Here is a 24,693-nt window from a genome sequence, read left to right as displayed (position 1 = left end):
AAAGGACAAACCATGCTGCAAATCGCCGCAACCATATTGCAAGTCATCAGCTTTCTGGCTGAACACAAAGAGCAAATCAAGAAACTGATACTCGACATAGAAAGCCTGATCCCTGCGACACCAGGTAATAGCAAGGCTCTGATCATACGCAATTTCATCGCTACCAGTCTTAACGTGGAAGCACAAATTGAACAAGCCTGGCCTTTCGTCAGTGGCTTGTTTAATGATCTGGTCGCTGCGACCAAACGCCCGAACTAAAATCATTTTCACCACACAAGAAAATCCTCCATCGCCGCTTTTACAAACATATGCTGACAGGCAGGATTCTGTGCATCCGTTCTGTTAGAAAATATTACCTAAACCACCTGAGGCATGCAAATGCACGCCTCAACCGTATCAAGAGAAAAATATGGCGTACAAACTTTACGAAGATGAATCTGACTTGTCTGATCTGTATAAGGATTTGAAGCTTGATGAAGACAGCAGTTACTTAAATGATCTGAGCATACTCAGGTCTGACCCAGGGATGTTGCCGGGTTATGCAGAAGCACAGCGTGACTTTGGCTACAGTCTGCCCATGTCTGACAGTAGCAATTTATTTGCCCCCGTTGCCATGCCAGGTCGGGGCGCGATAGATGACGATGTTGAACTGGCCAAGTCCAACTTCTTACGATCAGAAAAATCTGGATATGCAACCGACGCCTTTGACAAACGAGACCTTAGCCGCGCCGGTGACACCATGACAGCACTATTCAGGAAGAATTATGGATATACGCCAAGCGCCGGTGAGTTGATTCAGTATGCCAATTTGAATGGTATGCGGAGTGCACATCAACTGGGCGTGAATCGTGTAATAAACAGCCCAAGCCTGGACAGCCTGCATCAGATTGATGTCAGTCCAGGTCAGTTCAAGGATTATTGGGCCGGAAACGCCAACTTTGTTCAAAAGCGCAGAGAGGCAGCACAAAGTGATCCACTGACCAATGGCTACTTGTGGCGGACAACTCAGGCTGAAAAAGATGCCGACCCAAACTATGTTCGTGCCGATGAAGCGAGAAAATTGAGAATTATGCAGGATGCACAGCGTGCAATGCGTGTGAGTCTGACAAATTCATTGGATGAACCGTCACGTTTTTCTCAGTCATATGACGATATGCGGACGGTCTGGGATGATCTGAAGGCTCATACCCGAAAAAGAAATGACGAGATAATTTTGAGCGAAGGCGATAGTGTTTTAGGAAAAATAGCGAAATATAATAGTTATCCTCGTGAATTGGGATTCAATTTGATTGATGCAGGGCTGGGGCTCGGAAAATTAACGGCCTCAACATATGACTCGGCTATGAATGGCACATTGCAAAATGACGTCAAAGATGCGATTGGTGGAACGATAAAGAGAATCGGCGAAGGATACGTGACGCCTGATACCGTCAGGCTGGCCGTCAAGTATGGAGATAAGAAATTCATGATAGGGAACGATGGCGTCGGCTTACAATACAAGAGCAGGAAGGCAAATGGCTTGCTTGATCAAGTTAGTCGGTTTACCTATGGCTGGGGAGATTCTGCGCCAAAATTTGACAATGTTTTGGAAAAAAATCTTCCCGCCATTCCAATTCCACTCCCACAAAGTGTCAGCGTTTTAGGACAGCCTGTAAAACTGGAAGTTGTGCCGGGTTTACGTCAGAATTTGAGTGGTGATAGTATGATGACACCATCATCAAATTTTGAACTTTCTTCAAAGGCTTTTCCTGGCTTTGGCGTTTCTTTGGAGCTAAGGAAACGTAAACAATAAAAACTGAGGCGTCATAATGTGGATTGAACTGGGTAGAACATCATTTTTTAACGGTAAATTAAAATGCGTATCAGATTCATTTGATGTTAGTTCCTATGAATTCATCTGGAAAGAACAAAGACTGGATATTCGCAAAGGTGACCAGTTCATTATGTCCACCGATGCCCGTTCCTATTTTCGATTTGGGACGACCGAGTACAAATTCAAAAAGAAATATTTTTTCATCCAGACCGGTTTCTATTCCAGTCAGGATACGTATGAATTTGGATGGGAAAGAAGTGAAAATGAACGCGGAAAAGTAGTCACTTGGGTGATCAGACACGTGGGCCATCCGGATGAGATTTATGAGCTGGTGGATTCACCACAAAAGTCGGCGTCAAGTACCAGAATGCAGACAGCGCCGGGATGTATAGCCTTCAATCCAGAGATGTTGCTGGCATGTGTAGGGTTGATGTGGGTGACAGCAGAAATCTCCAGAGGCTAAATTTATGCTTGAGGTGACTTTGTCATTTAAAGCTCAGCTGTTTTAAATACCAGATATCCACCTGTACTCTTTTCGCGATGCACAGCTTAAGTAGTGCTAGACATGAGGGTTACTGGTTTGCTTGGAGGCACCGTTACTGATGCAAATGGTAATGCCGTCCGAGTAGATAAGGAAAGTGATCTTTATCCCGTGGGGGCAAGTTATGGCGTGCGAAAGTTAGTATCCGATAAACCACACTGGTCAGATAATGGAAATTAAAAATACACTCATGCTATCAATGGGATTATTACTATCCCAGTCAATATACGCGACGACAGCTCTTGATGGAATTGTAAAAGTATTCCCTGATAAGCCTCCCTTGCTATTTACTGCTGGAGTTTTATCTGGAGCAGATGAAATTCAGCTTGAATTTCCTGGTAAGGGTGGCAAAGCACAATGCTGTACAAAAGCAGTAATTGAAAAGGAAATTCAATTAGACCCTGGTGATGTTGTTACCGATGAGATGAGCAATCGGAAGATACATGCATATCGCTTGAAATTCAGCAATTCCATCTCTTATCCAGATCCTTTTGTTGGGCTTGCTGTTATCGGGAAAAGTGTGAATGTTCAAGCCAAAGGTATGCAATATCAAATCACTGACGAAAAAATGGTTTCAACAGTGTTGACTTGCTATAGCTCAGAAGGAATGCATTTGATCAGGCGTGAAGGAAAGAAGAAACTGAGTCATTTGTATATTTCCCTGGGATATGAGGTAGAGCCGAATTGTCCCAAAAAAATGTAGGTCCAACGAGAATACTTTGTACCTCCCGTCACCTTCAGCCTTTTGAAATTAGCAACCTAACCACCATCACACATCTGACAAAGTGATGGTGGTTACTGCTACCCATTTTTAAATAGTCACCCCCCCATCCTTGCCACCGGTCGAGATCATTATAGATCGAGAGCACGCGCTGCTTAGAAAAACGGTCTCTTACCCGCAATATCGACACTTGCTGCAACAATTGCCTGCAGCACCATCCTTACAGGGCAATTGTCGGCAGCGACAACCCGCTTGCCGGGCTCGATACCACGTTCCGTGGTTGATTCGGCACGCGATTACCTCAACTCAATCGGCGGCATCACCCTGAAATATACATGTCAATTTTAAAGGACAAACCATGCTGCAAATCGCCGCAACCATATTGCAAGTCATCAGCTTTCTGGCTGAACACAAAGAGCAAATCAAGAAACTGATACTCGACATAGAAAGCCTGATCCCTGCGACACCAGGCAATAGCAAGGCTCTGATCATACGCAACTTCATCGCCACCAGTCTGAATGTGGAAGCGCAAATTGAACAGGCCTGGCCTTTCATCAGTGGCTTGTTTAATGATCTGGTCGCTACGACCAAACGACCTGGCTAGATAACTTACTTGCCAAGCATAACGAGAAAGAGGCTGCCTATCTTGGGCAGCCTCTTTTTTTGTCCATAAAAATTATGCTCTATTGATATCTATGCATTAGCGCAGGCGAGAGCAGGTATGGCAAATACATTTTTAAAGGAAACAACCAATGGCAAATTTTCAAAGAATTTTTGGAGAGGATGGACTTCCCTATCTCATTGATACATCAGGCGAAGGAGCTAATGACAGCTATTTTCCTTGGAGCATGGCCAGTGATGATCTTGAATTAAGGTCAGAACCACCACCATTTGCTCGTGGTATAGAGATGGATTTCGGTTACGGACAAGACATGGCCCGTTCCAGAGAATTTCAGCCAAATCGACCTGAATCCATCGGCGTGATATCCGATACGGGTGATTTGGCGAAATCGGATTTTCTGCGCGCAGAAAAAGCGGACTATCAGGACGGTGATTTTGGCCAATTTGGTCTCGGCGCATCAGGAAATAAAATCGACCAGGGAGTTCAGCGCATTCAACAGAGCCCTGTCTATCCAAAGAAAACCGCACAATTGATGCGTAATGAAGACATAAGGAGCATATCTTCGGTTACCAGAAATGATAAAGGGGTCAGCAATCGGGGTCTTCTTAATCAGGAGGAGATGCGCATGATGCCAAGGTCTTACACGGCATTTCCGAATCAAAAACTTGGTCATGTGTATAGTCCACACCTAAATCTTCAAGATATTGCCGATTTTTATTCAGGAAAATGGGACGGTTTGAAAAGTGGTGCACGAGATCTGATTGAAGGCATACCGAACATTCCATCAGCAGTAGGTTCCATGTTCAACGATTTTCCGTCTGCTTTCATAGAAGGTGGCAAGCGTATGCAAGACGAGCAGCGCCGCGCATTTCTGGATGCAAGGAAGGGTGATTTCGCAAGCGCAGGAAGAGAGGAGGGGCGTGTTCAGGGGAGTTCATTGGCTGGCACGGCATTGGGCATTGGAGCTGGGAAGACCTTGAACTTAGGCATGCAGTCCGTCAATGCGATGCGACGTGCAAATATAATTGCATCTCAGGAAAAAAAGATTATTGATGCCGAAAGAGTGACCAATAATTTTGGGGCTGACAGTGGATACGAACCATATTCGTACTCATTGTTTGCTACACCTGGTACCAAGGAATTGACGGCAAGAATTTCAAATCCTCTCCTGTTGTACGGTCATGTTGGATACAGCTTTGATAGAGGTAATACAATATATGGGCATGGTCCAAAAATAGTGAGTGACATAGAAAATGCAGGAGCAAGATTGCGAAAAGGAGAGGTCGTTCCTGGGATCATAAACAAAGATAGAGAATTTTTTGAGCAAGCATTGGAAAGTAATCTTCAAGCTCGAGGTGGGCTAGGCAAACAGACTGTATATAAACTAGATATTCCCGTTACACGTCCACAATTTGAACTGGCACAGCAGCTTCATAATTCACGCGGCGTGGAAGTTCCATTGCCTGAATTTCCTTATTCATTTAAGCCTGGAGGTGGTGGGAAAACTCCATATAATTGTGCAACATATCCGGCAAGCTTAGGACTGCCGATACCGGAAAATTCAGGTACACTCTTGAAGTATATTCCTAGGATGATTGATGCTGGCGCTACACCTTGGAAGCAATGACTACAGTTTATAATGTGAATTTAGATTGAGCCATAGTACAGTTGTAAGCAATAAAAGTGAATCTGATCACATACGCTGTGCGTGTATGTAGGCCTGATAATCGTATTTTGCAGGAGATGGGATTAAATGTTTCTATTTATAGATTCTTTCAAACGACTGTTAAAATATAATGATTTGATACTCGCCAGGCTTCCCTATGTGGAAGACGATGAAAGTATTCTGGAGTTAGGTACAGTCTATAGAACCAAATACTTATTCAGACATCGCTATTTTAGTTTTGGGCATGAGCGGTTGAAAGTGCAAGGTTGTGGTCAGGCAGGATGGCGTGAGTTGCCAAGTTTTAGTGGCGAGCTAGGATTGTTTTTTCTCCATAGAACTAATTTTGATACTGTCTATGAGAGCTATCATATTCCTATTGAAGTGCACGAAGATGGTGTTTGGTGTCTGATACATCAAACACCCGTCTGGAAGTATAGAGACGTGCCTTTAATCTTGAAGTACAAGAGTAAGCCTGATTTTTCTCGCCTTGATGAGGATGGTCAACCTATTCATTTTTGGGTCAAATTCTCAGCTCTTGAGTCCTATCTCAAGAATATGATTGTGGATATCGACAAAAGGAGCCATGAAGAATTCGATATTCAACCAGTGCAATCATGGCTGGAAAAAGAAACTTAGTATCTAGTGCATGTTTTCAACCCATGTGTTGATGGTTTCTACTTTGAGACTCTACGGGCAAGACATTGCCCGTTTTTTCGAGATTTTCATCCAAGTACCCATAGGCATTTAGCCTGATATAGGGTTTAATCCCAACTCACAAGTGCCTGCATCGCCGATTTTTAACTCCAACCTTTCAAAGTGGACGGTTGGTTTTGATAAAAATTTGAATGCCCCATTTACTGCATTCCCAAATTGGTAAATACTTATGAGATTGAAACATGTTAATAGCAGTGCAGATTTTATTGTTGGCCCAGAAGATTTTTTGAACTGTTTTGATGTCTATGACAGAGAAGAAACTTTGGGAGAAGAACTTAATCAATTTGATCCTAATAAATCTGGACAATTGAAAACTTTGTTTGATCGATATTTTTTTGTGGAGGAATTTTGGCATTGACCGCTGCTCATAAAGTTGAATTAGTCCTCGTACTTAAAAATGCGTTGGATAACAAGTATTTTGATTTTTCTGTGATTTTTCATCCAGATCATAATGCATCGGATTCCCTTTACCTGCCAACAGCATGGAGTATTAATGAGCCGCGGATTTTCTTTGAAAATATTTATAGTATCGTCGTTGATAGATGGAAAGAGGATTTAATTTCTGCAGGCATTGATATTTTATCTAAACCACACTGGTCAGATAATGAAAATTAAGAATACACTCATGCTATCAATGGGAATATTACTATCCCAGTCAATATATGCGGCAACGACACTCGATGGAATTGTAAAAGTATTCCCAGGTAAGCCTCCCTTGCTATTTACGGCCGGAGTTTTATCTGAATTGGAGGAAATTCAGCTTGAATTTCCTTGTAAAGGTGGCAAAGCACAATGCTGCACAAAAGCAGTAATTGAGAAGGAAATTCAATTAGAGTCTGATGAAGTTGTTGCCGATGAGTTGAGTAATCGGAAGATGCACGCATATCGCTTGAAATTCAATAATTCCGTCTCTTATCCAGATCCTTTTATTGGATTTGCTGTTATTGGGAAAAATGTGAATGTTCAAGCCAAAGGTATGCAATTTCAAATCACTGATAAAAAAGTGGTTTCAACCGTGTCAACTTGTTATAGCTCAGAGGGAATGCATTTGATCAGACGGGAGGGAAAGAAGAAACTCAGTCATTTGTATATTTCCCTGGGATATGATGTCGAGCCGAATTGTCCCAAAAAAATGTAGGTCCAGCGAGAATACTTTGTACCTCCCGTCACCTCCAGCCTTTTGAAATTAGCAACCTAACCACCATCACATATCTGACAAAGTGATGGTGGCTACTGCTACCCATTTTTAAATAGTCACCCCCCATCCTTGCCGCCGGTCGAGATCATTATAGATCGAGAGCACGTGCTGCTTAGATAAACGGTCTCTTACCCGCAATATCGACACTTGCTGCAACAATTGCCTACAGCACTATCCTTACTGGGCAATTGTCGCCAGTGACAACCCACTTGCCGGGCCCGACACCACATTCCGTAGCTGACTCGGCCCGCGACTACGTCAACTCAATCGACGGCATCACTTTGAAATATACATGTCAATTTTAAAGGACAAACCATGCTGAAAATCGCCGCAACCATATTGCAAGTCATCAGCTTTCTGGCTGAACACAAAGAGCAAATCAAGAAACTGATACTCGACATAGAAAGCCTGATCCCTGCGACACCAGGCAATAGCAAGGCTCTGATCATACGCAACTTCATCGCCACAAGTCTTAACGTGGAAGCCCAAATTGAACAAGCCTGGCCTTTCGTCAATGGCTTGTTTAATGATCTGGTCGCTACGACCAAACGACCTGGCTAGATAACTTACTTGCCAAGCATAACGAGAAAGAGGCTGCCTATCTTGGGCAGCCTCTTTTTTTGTCCATAAAAAATTAGCACTCTATTGATAGCCATGCACTAGTACAGGCGAAAGCAGGTATGGCAAATCCCTTTTTTAAAGGAAACAAACAATGGCAAATTTTCAAAGAATTTATGGTGACGATGGGCTGCCATATCTCATTGATACGTCTGGCAATGGTTTTAATGTCGGTTACTTGCCATGGAGTGCTGCTGGTGGTGATCTTGAACTTAGTTCAGAACCACTATCGTTTGTCGACAGCACAGATATGAGCGATGACTATGGACAGGGCATGGCCAGTTTTGGAGGCGTGCAGGCGAAGCGCCCGGTATCAAATGATGCGGTAGAAGATTCTGGTGATTTGTCGGAATCAGCTTTTTTGAGTCCAGAAAAAGCAAATTATCAAGACATTGATAAGGGTGCATCCTACGTAAAGGGTGATGAGATAAAAACACAGTTTAAGAAAGAGTTTGGGTACACACCAAGCTCTGGTGAATTGAATCAATACGCCACATTGAGTGGCAAGCGTAGCCCCCTTCGATCTGTGCTCGTCGTTCCCCAAAAAACTGAAAGTAGCAATACAAAGCGAATGAGTGACAACTTTCTTGATAATATTAAGAATGGCAATCTGAATCTTGATTCAATTCCTTTTTACTCACTTGCACAAAATGTTCAAAACAACGAGGGATCTAATTCTGCACTTGGAGTAAATTCCCGAACATCGAAATCAAATGGGACAATACCGGGAGGCTTACTAGCGATCAGGAGTGCGTCCCCAATTTCTCAAAATGCTACGAGGCCTGGTAATGAAGGTGTAAGTTTACGTCCAACTGTACGTGTTTATTCCAGCGATGCTTTCGGAATACCTGGATTAAATCATGCCTACGTGGGTAGCCCTGAAACGGAACAACAAAAAGGTCGTGACGGTCTTTTCGGCATTACGAAAGGAACAGGAGGAAAAGGCTTTGAAAATTCTTATCATAGTGTTACTCTTCCAGATGGGATGACTGCTCGTGAATTTATGGAGCGTATCGAAAGTTATCCTGGCTGGAATAGGGGATTGTGGCTCCCTTGGCTTAATGACTGTCACAATGACCTCGAAGGGGCTTTTAAACATGCAAGAGTTCCCTACCCAAGAGCGCCAAACGGGCGTCTCGACATAGATGATGATGTTGTAGGGACTGTCAAAAGAGTGGCAAAAGAAGCGCGTCAATGGACTGAGACTCAGACAAATGGAGGTAAGCGTCAATGAAATTTGTTTTCTTGCGTAAATGTGTGTTGATTACTTTGATCCTTTTAATCACTTCGTGCAGAGGTACACATTATGTTGGGCAGCATTTTTATTTTCCCGCCAGTGCACAACCTGATAATAAGGATTGGATCTACCACGGCTATGTTCACATGTCTCTGGTTGACCAATGGTTCGATCTCAATGAGAAGAAGGTGAAAATTTTTCTTTCAAACAGAGATGGAAAAGAATTCAAGTTGGATCAATTTACTTTAATGTCTCGTGGTTTAAACGTTAAAGCCACCTGGGAAAATGAAGATCTCTTGGATATCACTTTTACTGAAGACGAAGGGCCGCCTATAATTGATGGCGAGCCGGATTTTTCAAAGGAAAGAAAACAAGGGAAAGTCATAAAAAATGTCACCTATAATCCAGCTGCCAGACTGCAATTTAAATAGCATATTCTGAAGACATAAAAATCATTGTCAACAGCCTGAACGTGGAAGCGAAAATTGAAAAATGAGATTTTCGTTAGCGGCTTATCTAGTGATTTGCTAGCTGGTACCAATCGAGCTGTTTAGAAAAAGTATTTACAAAGTATGACAAAAAGAGGCTGCCCCATTTGGGGCAGCCTCTTTTTTTGTTCATGAAAATTAATTCTCAATTGATAGTTATGCATAAGCTCAAGCAAAAGTTTGCGTAGCATTTTCACTTTAAAAGGAAAAATACAATGACAATTTTCCAAAGAATACTTGGAGATGATGGACTCCGTATCTAATCGATACATCAGGTGACGGGACTAATGGAAGTATTTCAATATGGAATACTAGCGAGGATGATTTTCAGATAAGTTCAGAGCCTCCACCATTTTTTCGTGGTTCGGATATGGATTTAGGTTACGGACAAGACATGATACGTTTCAGGGAATTTCTGCCGGAACGCCCGGATTTAATCAGCGTGATATCTGATCCAAGCGAATTTGCGAAATCAGATTCTCTGCGCGCACAAAGGGCTGGGTATCGGGGCAGTGATTTTGACCTTTACGACTTCAATGCTTCAGGAAGTAAACTAGGTCGTGTTGCTTTGCAGGAGCAAAAAAACTCCACTTCCCACCAAGGTCTTACACGGCATTTCCGAATCAAAAACCTGGTCATGTGTATAGCCCACACCTAAATCTTCAAGATATTGCCGATTTTTATTCAGGAAAATGGGACGGTTTGAAAAGTGGAGCACGAGATCTGATTGAAGGCATAACTTACTTGCCAAGCATAACGAGAAAGAGGCTGCCTATCTTGGGCAGCCTCTTTTTTTTGTCCATAAAAACTAACGCTGTATTGATAGCTATGCATTAGCACAGGCTAAAGCAGGTATTGCAAATACATTTTTAAAGGAAACAAACAATGGCAAATTTTCAAAGAATTTTTGGAGAGGATGGACTTCCCTATCTCGTCGATACATCTGGCGACGGGGCTAATGAAAGTTATTCTCCATGGAGTACTGGCTATGATGATCTTCAATTAAGATCAGAACCACCACCATTTGCTCGTGGCATAGATATGGATTTTGGTTACGGGCAAGACATGGCCCGTTTCAGAGAATTTCAGCCGAGTAGCCCGGAGTCCATTAGCGCGATATCCGATCCGGGTGATTTGGCGAAATCGGATTTTCTGCGCGCAGAAAAGGCTGATTATCAGGACGGTGATTTTGACAGGCGTTATATGAGTAAGGCTGGTGACACGATGACAGCATTGTTCAAGAGGGAGTATGGCTACACGCCAAGTAGCAATGAGTTAATACCTTTTGCAAGTATGAACGGTATAAGCAATTCTCGCTCATTACAAATACAAACCAGCGATGCCAGTAATTTTTTGACGCCTGCTTTAAGTTTTGACAAATTCTACACGCCACAGAAACCAGCTCAATTCAGTGGATTATTAAATAAATACTTGGGAAAGAGTGATGAAAATGGCTCATTAGGAAAGGATTTTCAATTTTTTACCACCAATGATAGTGGTGGTACGAGAGATGTGATTGACCAAGAACTTTACAGTGATCCAGCATGGGACAGCGATTCCGCGGATAGTTGGGAAACTCCTGATGCGAATACATCGTTGCAAAATGCCGCTGCACTCAACAAAGAATCAGGACGAAGAAATTTACTTTCTTCCTATGACCCGGCGGAATTGCAAAAAGCTGGCTATAAAAGGAATGCAGTATTTGTTGAAAGCCCTGAAGACCGGGATGGTCAAGTGATTCGAGGTATTTCAGATGTTCATAATTTTCAGCGCGAACAGGCGCGCGCAAGATTAGCTCATGATTTGGATGCTTCTATTCCAAAGAAATCTATTAATGACTATCAAACTTCAATTGGTTTACGTAAATATGCGCAGAAAATGTACGCGCAAGGAAACATGCAAGAGGCTTATGCCGCGAATCGTCGAATAATCGCATTGCAAAATGAACGAACTGCTGAAGCTCTTAAAAGCGCATTTCCCAGAATGCCGAAAGAAGATGCGGAAATGTTTGGACGCATGATTTTTTCTGAACCACAGATGGTCCAGGCACCGGTCAGATATGGACAATCAACAAACTATACCGATACCTTAAGAAAAAATGGGGGCATTACCAATACACCAAATGCAACAGGCTTTCATAAATCTATAGTGCCTGGTTATAAGGAATTTGTCGGGCCAATGACGAAGACCGATTTTAAAATATTGTTTGGCGAAGCCAAATCAGGAACAAACCAAATTATTGGCGGGCATTCGCCAGATGTCTTGAGATCACCGCTATATACTATGCATCCCAATAAGGTGATTAATCCTGATGATACAATTTCAGTTGATAAGTTCAGGGGGCCTGTGGTTCGAAAAGATGGAACATATGCTCTGTCAGCAGCAAAGTCGCCGAACATACATACTATTGCACCGCCAGATTGGAATAATGTAGAGGTTTTAAGGGCTGGTCAAATGACGGCGAATGCACCAGGAATCCTGCTTCGTGATATTAATGGCGTGAAGACCACTTTGCACACTGATAATTACAGAGGTGTGCAGTGGCAAGTGATAAAGGATAACGGCGTTATTACGTCTTCATTTCCTGCCGGAACACGTCCCATTGTACCTCCCACACCTTAAGGAAAACAAAATGGATGAAAATAGAGTAGATTTATTTGAAAAACTGATAGGAGCAGAAACCTTTTCATGGCAGGAATACAGCATGGGGATTGCGTCAGAAGCCTTAACGCCATTTTCTAAATATGATTGGGATGTCTTGTTTGCCATAACACTGGCCAAGCCGCTTTACTGGCAAGAGCGCTGTGCTGAAGCCATTGGTTGTCTGGAGCACAGGGAAGGCCTGGCAATTTTGATGGCTTTGCTGCTGTCTCCATCCAAGGACATCGCAGTGACTGCAGTCATTCAACTTGATTACATGTCGGCGCAATTGCCACGGAGATTTGAGGTTGCCCTAAGGAATTTGCTGGCCTATGTAAATGAAAATGAGATACCGCTCGATGATGTGGTAAGGGGTTTGATTGAACGTTTAAATTGAATTGTAGAAGAACTTCTGATGAACGGTGTTGATGTAGGCTAGCTTTATTTGTTCAGTGTGGTCGCCTATTTATCCGTAATGGTGATTTTAAGGAAAACAAAATGGATGGAAATAAAGTAGATTTATTTGAAAAACTGATAGGGACTGAAACCTCTTCATGGCAAGAATACAGTCTTGAAATCGCCTCAGAAGCCTTAACGCCATTTTCTAAATATGATTGGGAGGTCTTGTTTGCCATAACACTGGCCAAGCCTCTCTTCCAATGGCATAGATTATTATTTAACAATGCGTGATCCCAATGGATTAGGAATTTATCAAAATCGAGATTTGACAGCACCTGCTCCAACTAATGAAGATGACTCACATATAGATGTATATCTGCCCAAAAATGATCGCGCTAGTTTTAGCGACGCACGATTTGATGCCATTCGCAGATCTGAGCTTGGCTCTATGCCTGGAAGTAAATACCAGGAAAACACTTCAGGAAAAAAATTGCCATTGAATATTGGTATCGCGAATAATCAAATAGATTCCAATCGACCAGAGTTTAGTGATGCACGGTTTGAAGCTGACAGGAATCGCAGTTTTTGGGATAGTGTAAGACTCAAGATGCAATATGCTGAGGCTGCCAAAAGAGATTTTCTCAAGTCAGGGGAGAATCTTTGGGAGAGCATTAGACAGCCAAGGTCTTCTGCCGAATTTAATGATACCAGGTTCAGCGCGGAACAAAACAGGTCATTACTGGATAGCGCCAGACTTAAGGCACAATACGGAATAGCGGCGGCACGGAATCTTTACGGCACTTTATTCAATGAAAGTACCCAAGTGCCAGAGTATAGCGATGCAAGATTTCAAGCTGAAAAAGATCGTGGTTTTTTGGATGCTGCAGCTGGTAAGCTTAAGATATTAAAAGCACAGATTCAAGGTTCTGGAATTGGTAGTACGAAGAATTCTATTGATGGCGGAAATCTAGCGAGTGAAAATTTCTCTGATAGCCCGATCGACTATTCTAAGATGTTGGTGAAAAAGAAGGGTGCCAAATACAGTCAGGATCAGATTGTTGATGGATCGCACATCTACGATCAAATTGACAATTCAAACGGTAGAATGGCCGGAAATTCTCGTGTTTGGGGCGATGCTAATCCCGATGTTCAGAAATCTGCAATTAATGCCCTTATCGCAAAGTCCAGACAGGCAGGTTTAAATGATCAGCAAACTGCTCTGGTTTTGGCGATTGCGCATACCGAATCAGGATTTAATCCAGATGCTACTGCTGGCACAACTTCCGCTTCTGGCCTCGGACAGTTTATAGATAAAACGGGGAAGCATTATGGAGTAAACAATGCAAATCGCTGGGATCTCGGTACTCAGGCCGATGCTTTGGTAAAACATACGGTAGATAATTTGAATCTCGCACAAAAACGTGGGCAGGGGATAGAATATGCATATAAATATCATCATGATGGACCAAGCAAAAATTACGGTGGTCTGGGAATTTCTAACGATATTGTGATGCCACTTGCAAATCAGTACCTGAAAATTTTAAAAGGTGATTAGCTCGTGATTTTTAATCTAAAGGGAGTAATTTGATGGTCAGTCTATGCAAACTTATATCTGCAGCATTCGCCTTGCTAACTATCACCTGTTCCTCTTATGCTGAAACGGTGACGACCACCTGTGGCGAAAGCAAATTCGAAGTACAGATGAAAAACGAAGGAGGGCCGTTGGAGACGAAATTTGATCTCTATGGCATAAAGGGTAAAGAGAAGAAAAAATTGTTTACGCTTGGTGCAGGTAATTTTGATGCGGCATGCCTGAAAAATAAATCCGGAAAGGCAATGCTCGTATTTCAGTCTGATTGCGGTGGCTCAGTGTGTGTGCCAGAGTATGGCATAGTCGAAACCGATAAGCTGAGCATGTTGTTGACACCTGGCCAGAAGAATAAAAGCAATGCGAAAGCAGCAGAAAAAATCTTGGGCGCACCAGTACCAGAATTATCTGAAACTAACGAAAAATTCTGTTGCGAAGTCAAAAAGAGATAGATATTATTTTCTGGCGACATTTGTCGCCAGTTAAAACAAATCCTGTGCACATGCATAGGCGCAGGATTTGTCCGTTGTGGAAGTCAATCAGGTCAAGCTTAGACGCAGGCTAAAGGCCAGCTTTGTCCTGGCAGAAAGCAGTGCAATGCTGCAAATCATCTGCAAACCAATCAAGCTGGTCTGCTTGCATGCCAAAAAAGCCAGATTTCTTCTTACCCATCCCTTCTGTTAAAATATCGACTTTGCGGGTCTGCACTGGCTGGGCGCGTCTTGCATGGTTGATATGTGTGTTCACATTCACCACATGAGCATGACTTTGATGCCCTGTCCCGCGCCACAGAACTTCTTCCTATTTTCTATCATTTCCGTATGTCTGAATCCAAACCTGCTGACGGTATTAAACCGCTGTTTTACGACCCTACTGAACGCCGTATCCGTAGTTTTGTCACCCGTGCCGGGCGCTTGTCTGATGCGCAGGCCAGGGCGATAGAAAACCTGAGCCCGCGTTTTTGTATCCCTTATCAAAAAGCGCCACTGGATGTCGATGCGGCGTTTGGCCGCCAGGCACCGACGGTGTTTGAAATTGGTTTTGGCATGGGCGAGACCAGTGCCAAAATTTCTGCTGGCATGCCAGAGAAAAACTTCATCGGCGTTGAGGTACACACCCCCGGTGTGGGCAGCTTGCTCAAACTGACGGATGAAATGGGTTTGCAAAACCAGCGCATCATCCAGCATGATGCCTTTGAAGTGCTGACAAACATGATCGTGCCAGCGTCCCTGCATGGCATACACGTGTTTTTTCCTGATCCCTGGCACAAGGCACGCCATAACAAGCGTCGTCTGATACAAGGCCCATTAGTGACCTTGCTGGCTTCGCGCCTGGCACCTGGTGGCTACCTGCATTGTGCAACAGATTGGGAAGAATACGCTGTGCAAATGCTGGAAGTGTTAAGTGCTGAACCGGCGCTGGAAAACACTGCTGACGGTTATGCCCCGCGCCCTGATTATCGTCCAGTGACAAAATTTGAAAACCGTGGCTTACGCCTTGGTCATGGCGTGTGGGATTTGGTATTCCGTAAAAAGTAAGTCGGCAGGATTGTTAGCGTGATACAGAATTAGTGCAAAATTTGCAGGGCTGGCTTGGTGCGCAAGTCGCGCCAGCGTGCTTCTGCCTTCCAGCGTGCAGACCATTCAACAAACTGGTCTGCCGGCATGGGGCGGGCGATGCCGTAGCCCTGCGCCAGGCGGCAACCCAGTTCCAGTAACTTAGCGCCGTGTGCCATGGTTTCAACGCCTTCTGCAATGACCTGGCGGTTAAAAGCACCGGCCAGGCGTATCACACCTTCGACGATGTCCAGGTCTTCGACATCGGTCAGCATGTCGCGTACAAAACTCTGGTCTATCTTGAGGGTATCCACGGGCAACTTACGCAGATAGGTCAAGGATGAATAACCAGTGCCAAAATCATCGAGTGCGAAATGTATGCCTAATTGACGGCAGCGATTGAGTATGGCAACGGCCTGTTCCATATCGGCAATGGCGGCGGTTTCCAATACCTCCAGCTCAAAATTGGTGGCCTGGAAATATGGGTGGGCCCGTAGGGCAGCTTGCAGGTAGTCACAAAAATCGGGTGCCAGCAAATGATGGGCGCTGATATTGGCGCTCACGCGGATGCTGATGCCGCGTAGTTGCCAGTGGTAGGCTTGTTGTATGGCTGCCTTGATAACCCATTCACCCAGGGGTTTTTCCAGTTTGCTGCCATAAATGTGTGGTAAAAATTCTGCAGGGGAAAGTATGCCGCGATTTGGATGTTGCCAGCGTATCAGTGCTTCTGCACCGACTATTTCACCGGTGATCAAATCTACTTTGGGCTGGTAGTACAGGATAAATTCATTCTGGTCCAGCGCAATTTCCAGCCTTTCCAGTATCTGCCGGCGCTGCTGCGCCTTGCGGTCATTTTCAGGGTCAAACAGATGGTAACGATTCTTGCCAGCTTCCTTGGCCAGATACATGGCGTGGTCAGCATGGCGTAGTAGAGTGTCGGAATCGACATTGTCATCCGGGTACAGGCTGACACCTATGCTGGCTGTGATGCTTACTGATTTCAAATCTATCTGTATCGGTTTGCTGACGCCCACCAAGACGCGGTCCAATATCATCGCACTTTCCTCTGCTGAAGAAATGTCGGATAGCAGCACCGCAAATTCATCGCCTCCCAAACGGGCTAATGTGTCGTCAGCGCGCAGAACATGCTTGAGATTTTCTGTCACGCCTATCAACAGGCGGTCGCCGACAGTGTGCCCATATTTGTCATTGATTTCTTTAAATCCATCCAGATCGAGAAAGCAAACTGCCAGTGACTTATTGGTGCGATTGGCGCGGTTGACGGCCTGGCTCAGGCGATCTGCCAGCAAGCGGCGATTAGGTGCACCTGTCAGCGGATCATAATGGGCCATGCGGTCCAGTTCTGCTTCATGGGTCTTGAGTTCGCTGGTGTCGGTGAAGATGCCAATATAGTGCTGTATCTCACCGGCAGCGTCGCGAACCGAAGAAATGGATAAGAGTTCCGGGAAAACTTCTCCATTCTTGCGCTTGTTCCAGATTTCGCCACGCCAGAAATCATCTTCCTTGACGGCATTCCACATCTCGGCATAAAAACTGGCATTGTGGTGGCCAGATGCCAGTATCTTGGTGGGTTTGCCATACACTTCTTTTTCGGTATAGCCTGTGATGCGGGTAAAGGCTGGATTGATCCTGGTGATGCAACCCTGAGGATTGACCACCATGATGCCCTCAAAGCTACTGGAAAACACGGTGGCAGCCTCGCGCTGTGCCAATTCCATCATTTTTTGTGCGGTAATGTCAGTGTGTGTGCCAGACATGATGAGGGGTTTGCCTTGTTCACCTCTGGCAACAATGGCCCCTCTGGTCAGCACCCAGCGCCACTCGCCGGATTTGCTCATCAGGCGCAATTCCAGTTCATGGCTGGCCGTTTGTCCCTGGATATGCCTGTTCAGGGACTCTTGTGCCATTCGCAAGTCATCAGGGTGAACATGATCTGACCAGTGTTCAGGACTGACCTTCATTTCGCCAGGTGCGTAACCCAACATGGTTTCCCAACGTGCGCTGACCTTGAAGGTATTGTTGACCAAGTCCCAGTCCCAATATCCAAGATCCGAGCCCAACATCACGCGCTCCAGCCTTTGTTCCCTCTCCAGCAACTCAGCGGCAATAATTTTTTTCTCGTTGATGTCTGCCAGTGTGCCGACCACACGCAAGGCGTTACCCTTGCTATCGCGGCCAACGACGCGGCCCCGAGCATGCACCCACTTGACCTCACCTTGCTTGGTTAACAGGCGGTATTCAAAATCGATATCGGCGCTGTGAGTGGTCCTGTAGTTTTTGATATGTTGTAAGACCAGAGAGACATCGTCAGGAAAAATCTGGCGCTTGATAAAATCCATATCCTGGGTATCTTCATTCTCTGAATAGCCAGTCATTTCATAGTAACGTTGTGAGCGATAGACCTTGTTGGAAGGAACATCCCAATCCCACAGCGCCTCGCTGGTGGCAGCGATGGCCATTTGCAGGCGCTCTTCGCTGGCTTGTAATTGCATGGCTGCGACCTTGCGTTCAGTGATGTCTTGCACGCTTCCATGCAGCCTGATCAGTCTGCCCTCTGCATCTTGTAAGGCTTCGCCACGGGTGATAACCCAACGGTGGCTGCCATCTGGCCGGACAACTTCTGCATCGCAGGTATAGGGGGTGCAATGCCTGACGGCTTCTTCCACTACTGCGGCCAGTCTGGACCAGCTCTCGGGCGTGAAATATTGCTGCACTTCAGGGTAGGCGGCAGGTGGCAGCGCCGGGTCCCGACCATAAATCGTATACACTTCTTCCGACCAGGTATGCACATCGCTGCGCACGTCCCAGTTCCAGCTGCCGACGGCGGCCAGGCGCTGCGCTACTTTCATGGCAGCTTCACTTTCCCGCAGGGCAGCCTCGGCCTCCTTGCGCTCAGTGATGTCGCGGGCGATGCCAAACAAGCCCTGCACGTTGCCAGACTTGTCCAGCATCGGCCCTTTGGTCACCATGAATACGATGGACTTGCCACTGTGGGTTCTAATACTTTCATCATGCGACTGTATCTGGCCGCTGCTTAACACGCCTTGATCGATTTTGGCTATCAATTGAGCAGACTCTGGCGGGAAGAGATCATGGTCACCATGTCCAATGACTTCATCCGCAGGTTTGCCGATGAACCTGGTAACCGACTCATTGGCCAGTACATAACGCCCTTTGAGGTCTTTAACGAAAATGGCATCAGAAGTACCGCTGATGATGGCATCGAGCAAATTACGACTATTTTTCACCTTTTGCAAAGACTCGCGTACTGCCTCGCTGAGTATGCTGACCGCAATGCCATTCACCACCAGAAAGCCCAGTTGCAGAATGTCCTGATTGGATTTAATGGCAAAACTATGCAAAGGCGGGATGAGGAAGTAGCTTAGTCCCACACTGGCGACCAATGTTGACACCAGGCCAGGGCCTAGTCCTCCCAGCATTGCACTTAAAATGATGGGAAGCACAAACATGATCAGCATGGGCCGGTTTTCAAAACTCTGGGCCATCGCCATGCGCAGCAACAGGACAGACAAGGGCAGTGCAATTGCCAGCAGATAAATGGGCCAGCGTAGCTGAAATTGTGAGTGAAAGGCTGAAAGCAACGAACTATCCAGGGCAGATTGCTCATGAAGACTTACTTGCGGAACCGCACGCATAGCCAAAAAAATCAATGCAGTCGTGATGACAACAAAGAATACACCTTTGACCGTTGATAGCCAGGTAATTGCTTCAATATCGCTAAAGCTTGTCAACAGGCTGTCAGACAATAATATCCACGCCATCGCAAATAAAAAGTACAGCACCGTCACGATGCCAATGTACCGATTGCGTGAAGTAGTCATCATATAGAACCTGCCATTTCAACATTGCTGACGGAGATGAAGCCTGGCTGACCTTACGTACGACTTGTAGCGATGAGGGCGATCAGTTTGCCAATAAGAAACTACTGCTGGAAAAGTGTATGTTGCCGTATGGAATTTTACTCAAGCGTAACATGCTCGCGCGTTTACTTACTACGCACTTGTTACTAAGATGTGCCAATTGTGTTTTTTTGTCAATGTACAAAAATGCAAAATTTGTAAAATTGACATAAAAGCGACTGCAAGGAGGGAATTCATGCAGGTTGATGTCGTGAACAAGCTTCAGATCACCGTGCTTAATGGGGCCAGCAGGGCTTGCAAGTCTTCTGCACTGAATTTGCTGGCAAAGGCAGTGTCACTGCCCAGCACACCTTCAGCCAACGCAGCCTTGCGTGCCTGCAGGCCCATGATGCGCTCTTCTATGCTGCTCTCCACCAATAATTTATAGATAAAGACAGCTCGCTCCTGACCTATGCGATGAGCACGGGCATTGGCCTGCTCCTCCACGGCCGGGTTCCACCAGGGGTCCATATGAATTATGGTGTCAGCAGCAGTCAGGTTCAGGCCCACACCACCTGCTTTCAGGCTGATTAGCATGATGGGTACTTCCTTGTTTTGAAACTGGGCCACCACTGCACCACGGCTGGCCGTTGCGGTTTTACCAGTCAACATCAGATAAGCCAGGTCCAGTTCAGTGAGCGCAGTGGCAATCAGTTCCAGCATTTCAGTAAATTGTGAAAACACCAGTACGCGGCGGCCTTCTGCCACCAGGGCAGGTAGCATATCGCTAAGCATTTCCAGCTTGGCTCTTTCCATTTCTGGAGGCAGATTCTGGCCTTTCAGCAAAGCTGGGTCACAACAGACCTGGCGCAACTTCAACAGCGCATCCAGTATCGTGATCTGCGCGCCGTCAAAGCCCTTGCGTTGCAATATACGGCGCACCTGTTCATCAGCGGCAACGCGCACGCTTTCATACAATTCACGTTGCTTACCTTGCAGACGCAGGCGCTTGATGACTTCCGTGCGGGGTGGCAATTCTGTCGCCACTTCATCCTTGCGTCGTCGCAAGATGAACGGACGCACCCGTTGCGCCAGCAATTGTGCGCGCAGGGTTTCGCCATTGACCTCTATGGGTTTGCGCCACAAGCGTGAAAAACTGCGCATGTCACCCAGAAAGCCGGGCATCAAAAAATCAAATTGCGCCCATAGTTCACCCAGATTATTTTCAAGTGGCGTGCCTGTCATGCACAGTCTGTGTCGGGCGCGTATCTGTCGTACCGCATCAGCACTGCGGCTGGCTGCATTCTTGACTGTTTGCGCTTCATCGAGGATCAACAAATGAAATTCCTGCGCCTTCAACACGTCAAGGTCGCGCCACAATAGAGGGTAAGTCGTCAGCACCACATCAGCTTGCTTGATATCTGCAAACAAGTCTGCGCGCTCTGGCCCTTGCAGCGTCAATACGCTGAGGGCAGGGGCCATCCGGCTGGCCTCGGCTTGCCAGTTGAAAATCAGTGAAGTCGGCAGCACGATCAGGGCAGGGATGTTCATCCGCCCTTCCTGCTTTTCTATCAGTAAATGGGCGAGAACCTGCGCGGTTTTTCCCAGACCCATGTCATCAGCCAGTATGCCAGCCAGATGTTGTTCGCGCAGGTATTGCAGCCAGGCTACGCCATGCAATTGATAGGGGCGCAGCGTCACTCCCAAGCCATCTGGCGCAAGCACTACACGCGGGCTGCCAACTTTTTTCAGACGTTGCGCCAGGCTGCGCAAGCCCACATCGCCCTGCAATTGCCAACCTCCATAGTCACCTGCACGCGCAGGCTGGCTATCGAGCAGGCTGACGCGCAAGGCTTCCAGTCTGTAGCTGTCCCAGGAAGATAGTTGCACCGGCCCTTCTGCTTGCGGCCTGTCTGCCAGCAAATCCAGCATGTGAATGACAATGGCTTTCAGCGGTGCTGCGATGGCATCAATACGCCTGCCACCAGGGGCGCGTAATTGTATGATGGCCATGTCGTCAATCTGTCGTACTTGCCTGGCACTCAACCAGCGCGCATCGCGTTGCAACAGGTGTGCCAGCATGGGCACCAGGTCCAGTACCTCACCTTCGATCTCTATGCCCAGGCTCAGCATCCATGAGCCTTCGCGCGCTGGCAGACCGAGTGGCGTGATGACCTCGTTACGGCCACGCATGCGTGATACCACCTGCTTGCCAGTAATCGCACCTGTGTTTTCATCGATGATGAGATGCCAGGCATCGACAGGCACGCTCTCATGTGCAAAGCCGGGGCGCACTATAACTTGCCAGCCCAACGCCTGCATTTCAGGTAATTTTTCAGCCCAGAGGTCGGCAAAAAATCCTTCTTGCACCAAGCTCCAGAGCGGCCCAAAATTTTCTGCAATGCTGCCGTTGCGCCATTGCAGGCTGGCAGCGGGCAAGGGTTGCAAGCCTATATCCCACACCTTGTCGAGTGCATCTGCTTCTGCACCCAGATCACGCAGCAGACTCAGAGGCTTGCCATCTGTATCGTGCAATAGTTGGGTGGAATGTGGTCTGCGGTTCAGCAAGGCTGTGGGCGCTGCAGTTTGCCAGCGCAAGCCAGTGTCGGTGTGATACAGCCAGTCTATTTCCACCACCGTCACACTGCCACCGCGTGGCCCAAAGTCACCGCTGGGTTTCATACCCAATAAGCCATCACCCCTGTGCAGGGTTTGCAGGGTGATGCGTGGGCGGAAATGGCCTGTCACTTCAGGCAGACCACGCGGTGCTGGTTTATTTTCCTTCAAAGTGCGTCCGTATTAAATTCAGTTCACCAAACTGCACCTGGATATCGGCACCAACAGGCACAGTCGGGCTGCCTGCATAGGATCCTGTAATGACAGCCTGACCTGCCTGCAAGCCCAGCCCCTTGCTGCGTAAAAATTCTGCTAGCCAGTACAAGGGCAGACGTGGCATGCCAGCCGGGTGTTGTCCTTCCAGTGCGATGCTTTCATGACCGGCGATAGTCAACTTGATGGCGAGCTGACTGGTTTGGCAGGCTATTTTTGAATCTACTACAGGGCCTAGTAGCAGGCCTTGATTAAACAAGCCATCAGCAAAGTGGTCATAAAAATTCAGTTGCTCCGCATGCGTATAGCGACTATCAATTAGTTCCAGTGCCAGCCTTGTTTTTGCCACTGCTGCATCGACTTCTTCAGGTCTATAGGGCGCGGCCCTGGCAGGTAAATCATGGGCGAGTATGAAAGCCAGTTCTGGTTCTATCCTGACCTGGCCATGTCTGGCCCATACCGCACATGGCTGTGTATTCGCTTCACGCACATCATTTGCATAGATAGGCGCCACTATCCATTTGTCTGCTGCGGGCATGCCGCATTTCCAGGCAACAATGGCTTGATCCATCCACTTGCTGACGCCACATTGTATGGCAAATGCCGCATCCAGGTCATGCGGGCGATGTGTCTCAGGCAGGGCATCACCCTGCGTACCGTTTAGTCGCCGTTCCATTAAGATCCTGGCTGCATGACTGACACTGGCTTGATTCATGGTAGCGATTGGAAAGAAGTGAAAACAGGCATTTTATCCTGCCATGGTTTTCAATGCAGACTGTATATAGGCGAACAGGCGATTGTCTATGCCCATGCGTAACTCCGGCTGCTCAGCAAAGGCTTGCTGGATTTTTTTTTGCAATGCTGGTTTATTGCCCGCTTTTTTCAGCGACAGTGCTTGCCACGCTTTTGCCAGTTCCTGCACTTTGGGATGGCTGACACGACTGCCAGCGACACATTCGCTATGCAAGGCAGCGATCAGGGCTGGCCAGGCGGCGGCATCTGTCACGCTATGCTGGCGTAGTATGTCCAACTCCTCCGGCTGACAATAGGCCTCGTACAAAGGCAGGCTGGCACAGGCCAGAGCGCGCACCATGTAATCAAGCGTGGCCTGGTCCAGTCCCGAGAATAATTGCAAAGCCTTTTCTTCACTTTGCATCTGATAAAACTTGATCAGTATCGCTGCGTCGCCGCCGCTCTCGTCCTGCATGCACTGTAGCCAGCGCTGGCTCAATGATTGTGCCAGTGCATCTTGTGGCGACACCTGCTTTTCCATCAAACCATGCAAGGCATGGATGAGTGCAGATTTGTCTGTCGTATCCGATGCCGTGCGTTGACGGCGCAAGGCAGCAAGTTCTGCTGTGGTGAAATATTTTTCGCTATGCACTGTCATCTCCAGCGCTGTCAGCCAGTCATCCACGACAGGTAACTGCGCACCGTCCAAATGTGCGGACAGGTTGAGTAAATGGTCGCGCAAGGCCAGTGCTTCCCGCGCCTGTTTTTCCATCAGGCTGATTTGTTGCTTGACGATATCGCCCATGCTGACGCTGTCATCATCAAGTATTGAACGTATTTCCTCCAGCGACAATTGCAGCCTTCGCAAGGCCTGTATGCGGTACAGGCGCAATACATCTTCTTCATCGTAGAGACGGTAAGTGTTGTCCGCTCTTACTGCTGGGCAAAGCAAACCTATCTTGTCATAGTGGTGCAGGGCGCGCACGGTCAGGCCAGTACGTTTCGCCAGGTCACCTATTTTTAGCTTCATGTTGTTTGTCCCTGTATTCCTGATGGTAACGGGCGGGATGATAAACCCTGACGTTAGGTTAGGTGCAAGCTCATCGGCATAAGTTCCATTTTGTCAAATGAATATTTTGAATTGGTGCATTCTGTGTGAAGTGTGTGCGCAATTTAAAAAAATTGTTACATTTCATAACAAATTCATTTCAATAAAATTATTACTTTCTATAATGTTGTGATCTAAGAAATAGCATATTATTTAAGCAACATTCCTCTTCTTGTATTTGTCCGGAGTTCCTAATGGCCAACACAGCAGCAGACATCCAAAAGCTTTACATCGCTTACTTCAATCGCCCAGCAGACCCAAGTGGCCTGGCATACTGGATGGCGCAAAGCTTCACACTGAACCAAATCGCTGACAGCTTCTCCAAGCAAGCAGAATATGCAA

25 protein-coding genes are annotated in these 24,693 nt (G+C 46.5%); 20 read left to right on the top strand and 5 right to left on the bottom strand.

Going from position 1 to position 24,693, the window contains the following annotated elements; translation table 11 throughout:
* The first annotated feature begins 12 nt into the window (after positions 1-12).
* The 19 genes from H8L47_RS25035 (at position 13) to H8L47_RS24945 (ending at position 14,697) form a co-directional block, all read left to right on the top strand.
* On the top strand, positions 13-258 hold the full coding sequence (locus H8L47_RS25035; RefSeq protein ID WP_186956410.1) for a hypothetical protein: 246 nt from the start codon (positions 13-15) through the stop codon (positions 256-258).
* A 151-nt stretch (positions 259-409) separates the two neighbouring features.
* A complete protein-coding gene (locus H8L47_RS25030; RefSeq protein ID WP_186956409.1) occupies positions 410-1,792 on the top strand; it encodes a hypothetical protein in 1,383 nt (460 codons plus the stop codon).
* Between the two features lie 16 nt (positions 1,793-1,808).
* Positions 1,809-2,276, top strand: coding sequence for a hypothetical protein (locus H8L47_RS25025; RefSeq protein WP_186956408.1), 468 nt, complete (start codon positions 1,809-1,811; stop codon positions 2,274-2,276).
* A 247-nt stretch (positions 2,277-2,523) separates the two neighbouring features.
* Positions 2,524-3,057: a hypothetical protein gene (locus tag H8L47_RS25020; protein WP_186956407.1), complete on the top strand. Its 534-nt coding sequence runs from the start codon at positions 2,524-2,526 to the stop codon at positions 3,055-3,057.
* A 376-nt stretch (positions 3,058-3,433) separates the two neighbouring features.
* A complete protein-coding gene (locus tag H8L47_RS25015; protein ID WP_186956406.1) occupies positions 3,434-3,679 on the top strand; it encodes a hypothetical protein in 246 nt (81 codons plus the stop codon).
* Positions 3,680-3,827: 148 nt separating this feature from the next.
* Complete coding sequence (locus tag H8L47_RS25010) at positions 3,828-5,324, top strand: hypothetical protein (protein ID WP_186956405.1); 1,497 nt, start codon at positions 3,828-3,830, stop codon at positions 5,322-5,324.
* 126 nt (positions 5,325-5,450) lie between these two features.
* Positions 5,451-5,999 (top strand): hypothetical protein, encoded by a 549-nt coding sequence (locus H8L47_RS25005; protein WP_186956404.1) that lies wholly within the window; start codon positions 5,451-5,453, stop codon positions 5,997-5,999.
* 247 nt (positions 6,000-6,246) lie between these two features.
* On the top strand, positions 6,247-6,435 hold the full coding sequence (locus tag H8L47_RS25000) for a hypothetical protein (protein ID WP_186956403.1): 189 nt from the start codon (positions 6,247-6,249) through the stop codon (positions 6,433-6,435).
* Positions 6,426-6,692 (top strand): hypothetical protein, encoded by a 267-nt coding sequence (locus H8L47_RS24995; RefSeq protein WP_186956402.1) that lies wholly within the window; start codon positions 6,426-6,428, stop codon positions 6,690-6,692. Before H8L47_RS25000 ends, H8L47_RS24995 begins: the two co-directional genes overlap by 10 nt.
* Positions 6,682-7,215 (top strand): hypothetical protein, encoded by a 534-nt coding sequence (locus H8L47_RS24990; RefSeq protein WP_186956401.1) that lies wholly within the window; start codon positions 6,682-6,684, stop codon positions 7,213-7,215. The genes H8L47_RS24995 and H8L47_RS24990 overlap by 11 nt, the downstream gene beginning before the upstream one ends.
* Before the next feature lie 375 nt (positions 7,216-7,590).
* Entirely contained in the window at positions 7,591-7,836 is a 246-nt protein-coding gene (locus H8L47_RS24985) for a hypothetical protein (protein WP_186956400.1), read from the top strand.
* Positions 7,837-7,987: 151 nt separating this feature from the next.
* Complete coding sequence (locus tag H8L47_RS24980) at positions 7,988-9,127, top strand: hypothetical protein (protein WP_186956399.1); 1,140 nt, start codon at positions 7,988-7,990, stop codon at positions 9,125-9,127.
* Positions 9,124-9,561 (top strand): hypothetical protein, encoded by a 438-nt coding sequence (locus H8L47_RS24975; RefSeq protein WP_186956398.1) that lies wholly within the window; start codon positions 9,124-9,126, stop codon positions 9,559-9,561. The genes H8L47_RS24980 and H8L47_RS24975 overlap by 4 nt, the downstream gene beginning before the upstream one ends.
* A 427-nt stretch (positions 9,562-9,988) precedes the next feature.
* Positions 9,989-10,276 (top strand): hypothetical protein, encoded by a 288-nt coding sequence (locus tag H8L47_RS24970; protein ID WP_186956397.1) that lies wholly within the window; start codon positions 9,989-9,991, stop codon positions 10,274-10,276.
* A 227-nt stretch (positions 10,277-10,503) separates the two neighbouring features.
* Complete coding sequence (locus H8L47_RS24965) at positions 10,504-12,240, top strand: EndoU domain-containing protein (protein ID WP_186956396.1); 1,737 nt, start codon at positions 10,504-10,506, stop codon at positions 12,238-12,240.
* A gap of 10 nt (positions 12,241-12,250) precedes the next feature.
* Positions 12,251-12,655: a hypothetical protein gene (locus H8L47_RS24960; protein ID WP_186956395.1), complete on the top strand. Its 405-nt coding sequence runs from the start codon at positions 12,251-12,253 to the stop codon at positions 12,653-12,655.
* 101 nt (positions 12,656-12,756) lie between these two features.
* Positions 12,757-12,948: a hypothetical protein gene (locus H8L47_RS24955; RefSeq protein WP_186956394.1), complete on the top strand. Its 192-nt coding sequence runs from the start codon at positions 12,757-12,759 to the stop codon at positions 12,946-12,948.
* On the top strand, positions 12,941-14,212 hold the full coding sequence (locus H8L47_RS29545; protein ID WP_222616675.1) for a phage tail tip lysozyme: 1,272 nt from the start codon (positions 12,941-12,943) through the stop codon (positions 14,210-14,212). The genes H8L47_RS24955 and H8L47_RS29545 overlap by 8 nt, the downstream gene beginning before the upstream one ends.
* Positions 14,213-14,283: 71 nt before the next feature.
* Positions 14,284-14,697, top strand: coding sequence for a hypothetical protein (locus tag H8L47_RS24945; RefSeq protein ID WP_186956393.1), 414 nt, complete (start codon positions 14,284-14,286; stop codon positions 14,695-14,697).
* A gap of 109 nt (positions 14,698-14,806) precedes the next feature.
* Here the strand turns inward: H8L47_RS24945 and H8L47_RS24940 are convergent, their stop codons facing one another.
* Positions 14,807-14,992 (bottom strand): hypothetical protein, encoded by a 186-nt coding sequence (locus tag H8L47_RS24940; protein ID WP_186956392.1) that lies wholly within the window; start codon positions 14,990-14,992, stop codon positions 14,807-14,809.
* 74 nt (positions 14,993-15,066) lie between these two features.
* On the opposite strand from H8L47_RS24940, the gene trmB reads away from it, so the two are divergent.
* Positions 15,067-15,783, top strand: coding sequence for a tRNA (guanosine(46)-N7)-methyltransferase TrmB (gene trmB / locus H8L47_RS24935; RefSeq protein ID WP_186956391.1), 717 nt, complete (start codon positions 15,067-15,069; stop codon positions 15,781-15,783).
* A 29-nt stretch (positions 15,784-15,812) separates the two neighbouring features.
* Here the strand turns inward: trmB and H8L47_RS24930 are convergent, their stop codons facing one another.
* From H8L47_RS24930 to H8L47_RS24915, 4 genes are all read right to left on the bottom strand, one after another.
* Entirely contained in the window at positions 15,813-19,667 is a 3,855-nt protein-coding gene (locus H8L47_RS24930; RefSeq protein ID WP_186956390.1) for a PAS domain S-box protein, read from the bottom strand.
* 297 nt (positions 19,668-19,964) lie between these two features.
* Positions 19,965-22,469 carry a DEAD/DEAH box helicase gene (locus tag H8L47_RS24925; RefSeq protein WP_230413902.1) on the bottom strand — a complete coding sequence of 835 codons (2,505 nt, stop codon included), beginning with the start codon at positions 22,467-22,469 and terminating at the stop codon, positions 19,965-19,967.
* Positions 22,456-23,226 (bottom strand): fumarylacetoacetate hydrolase family protein, encoded by a 771-nt coding sequence (locus H8L47_RS24920; protein WP_186956389.1) that lies wholly within the window; start codon positions 23,224-23,226, stop codon positions 22,456-22,458. The genes H8L47_RS24925 and H8L47_RS24920 overlap by 14 nt, the downstream gene beginning before the upstream one ends.
* Positions 23,227-23,259: 33 nt before the next feature.
* Positions 23,260-24,273 carry a MerR family transcriptional regulator gene (locus tag H8L47_RS24915; RefSeq protein ID WP_186956388.1) on the bottom strand — a complete coding sequence of 338 codons (1,014 nt, stop codon included), beginning with the start codon at positions 24,271-24,273 and terminating at the stop codon, positions 23,260-23,262.
* Positions 24,274-24,693 lie beyond the last annotated feature (420 nt).

This window comes from Undibacterium umbellatum, assembly GCF_014284125.1.
Lineage (GTDB): Bacteria > Pseudomonadota > Gammaproteobacteria > Burkholderiales > Burkholderiaceae_D > Undibacterium > Undibacterium umbellatum.
Note: the sequence above shows the minus strand (reverse complement) of the source record. Positions and strands in the feature narration are given on the sequence as shown.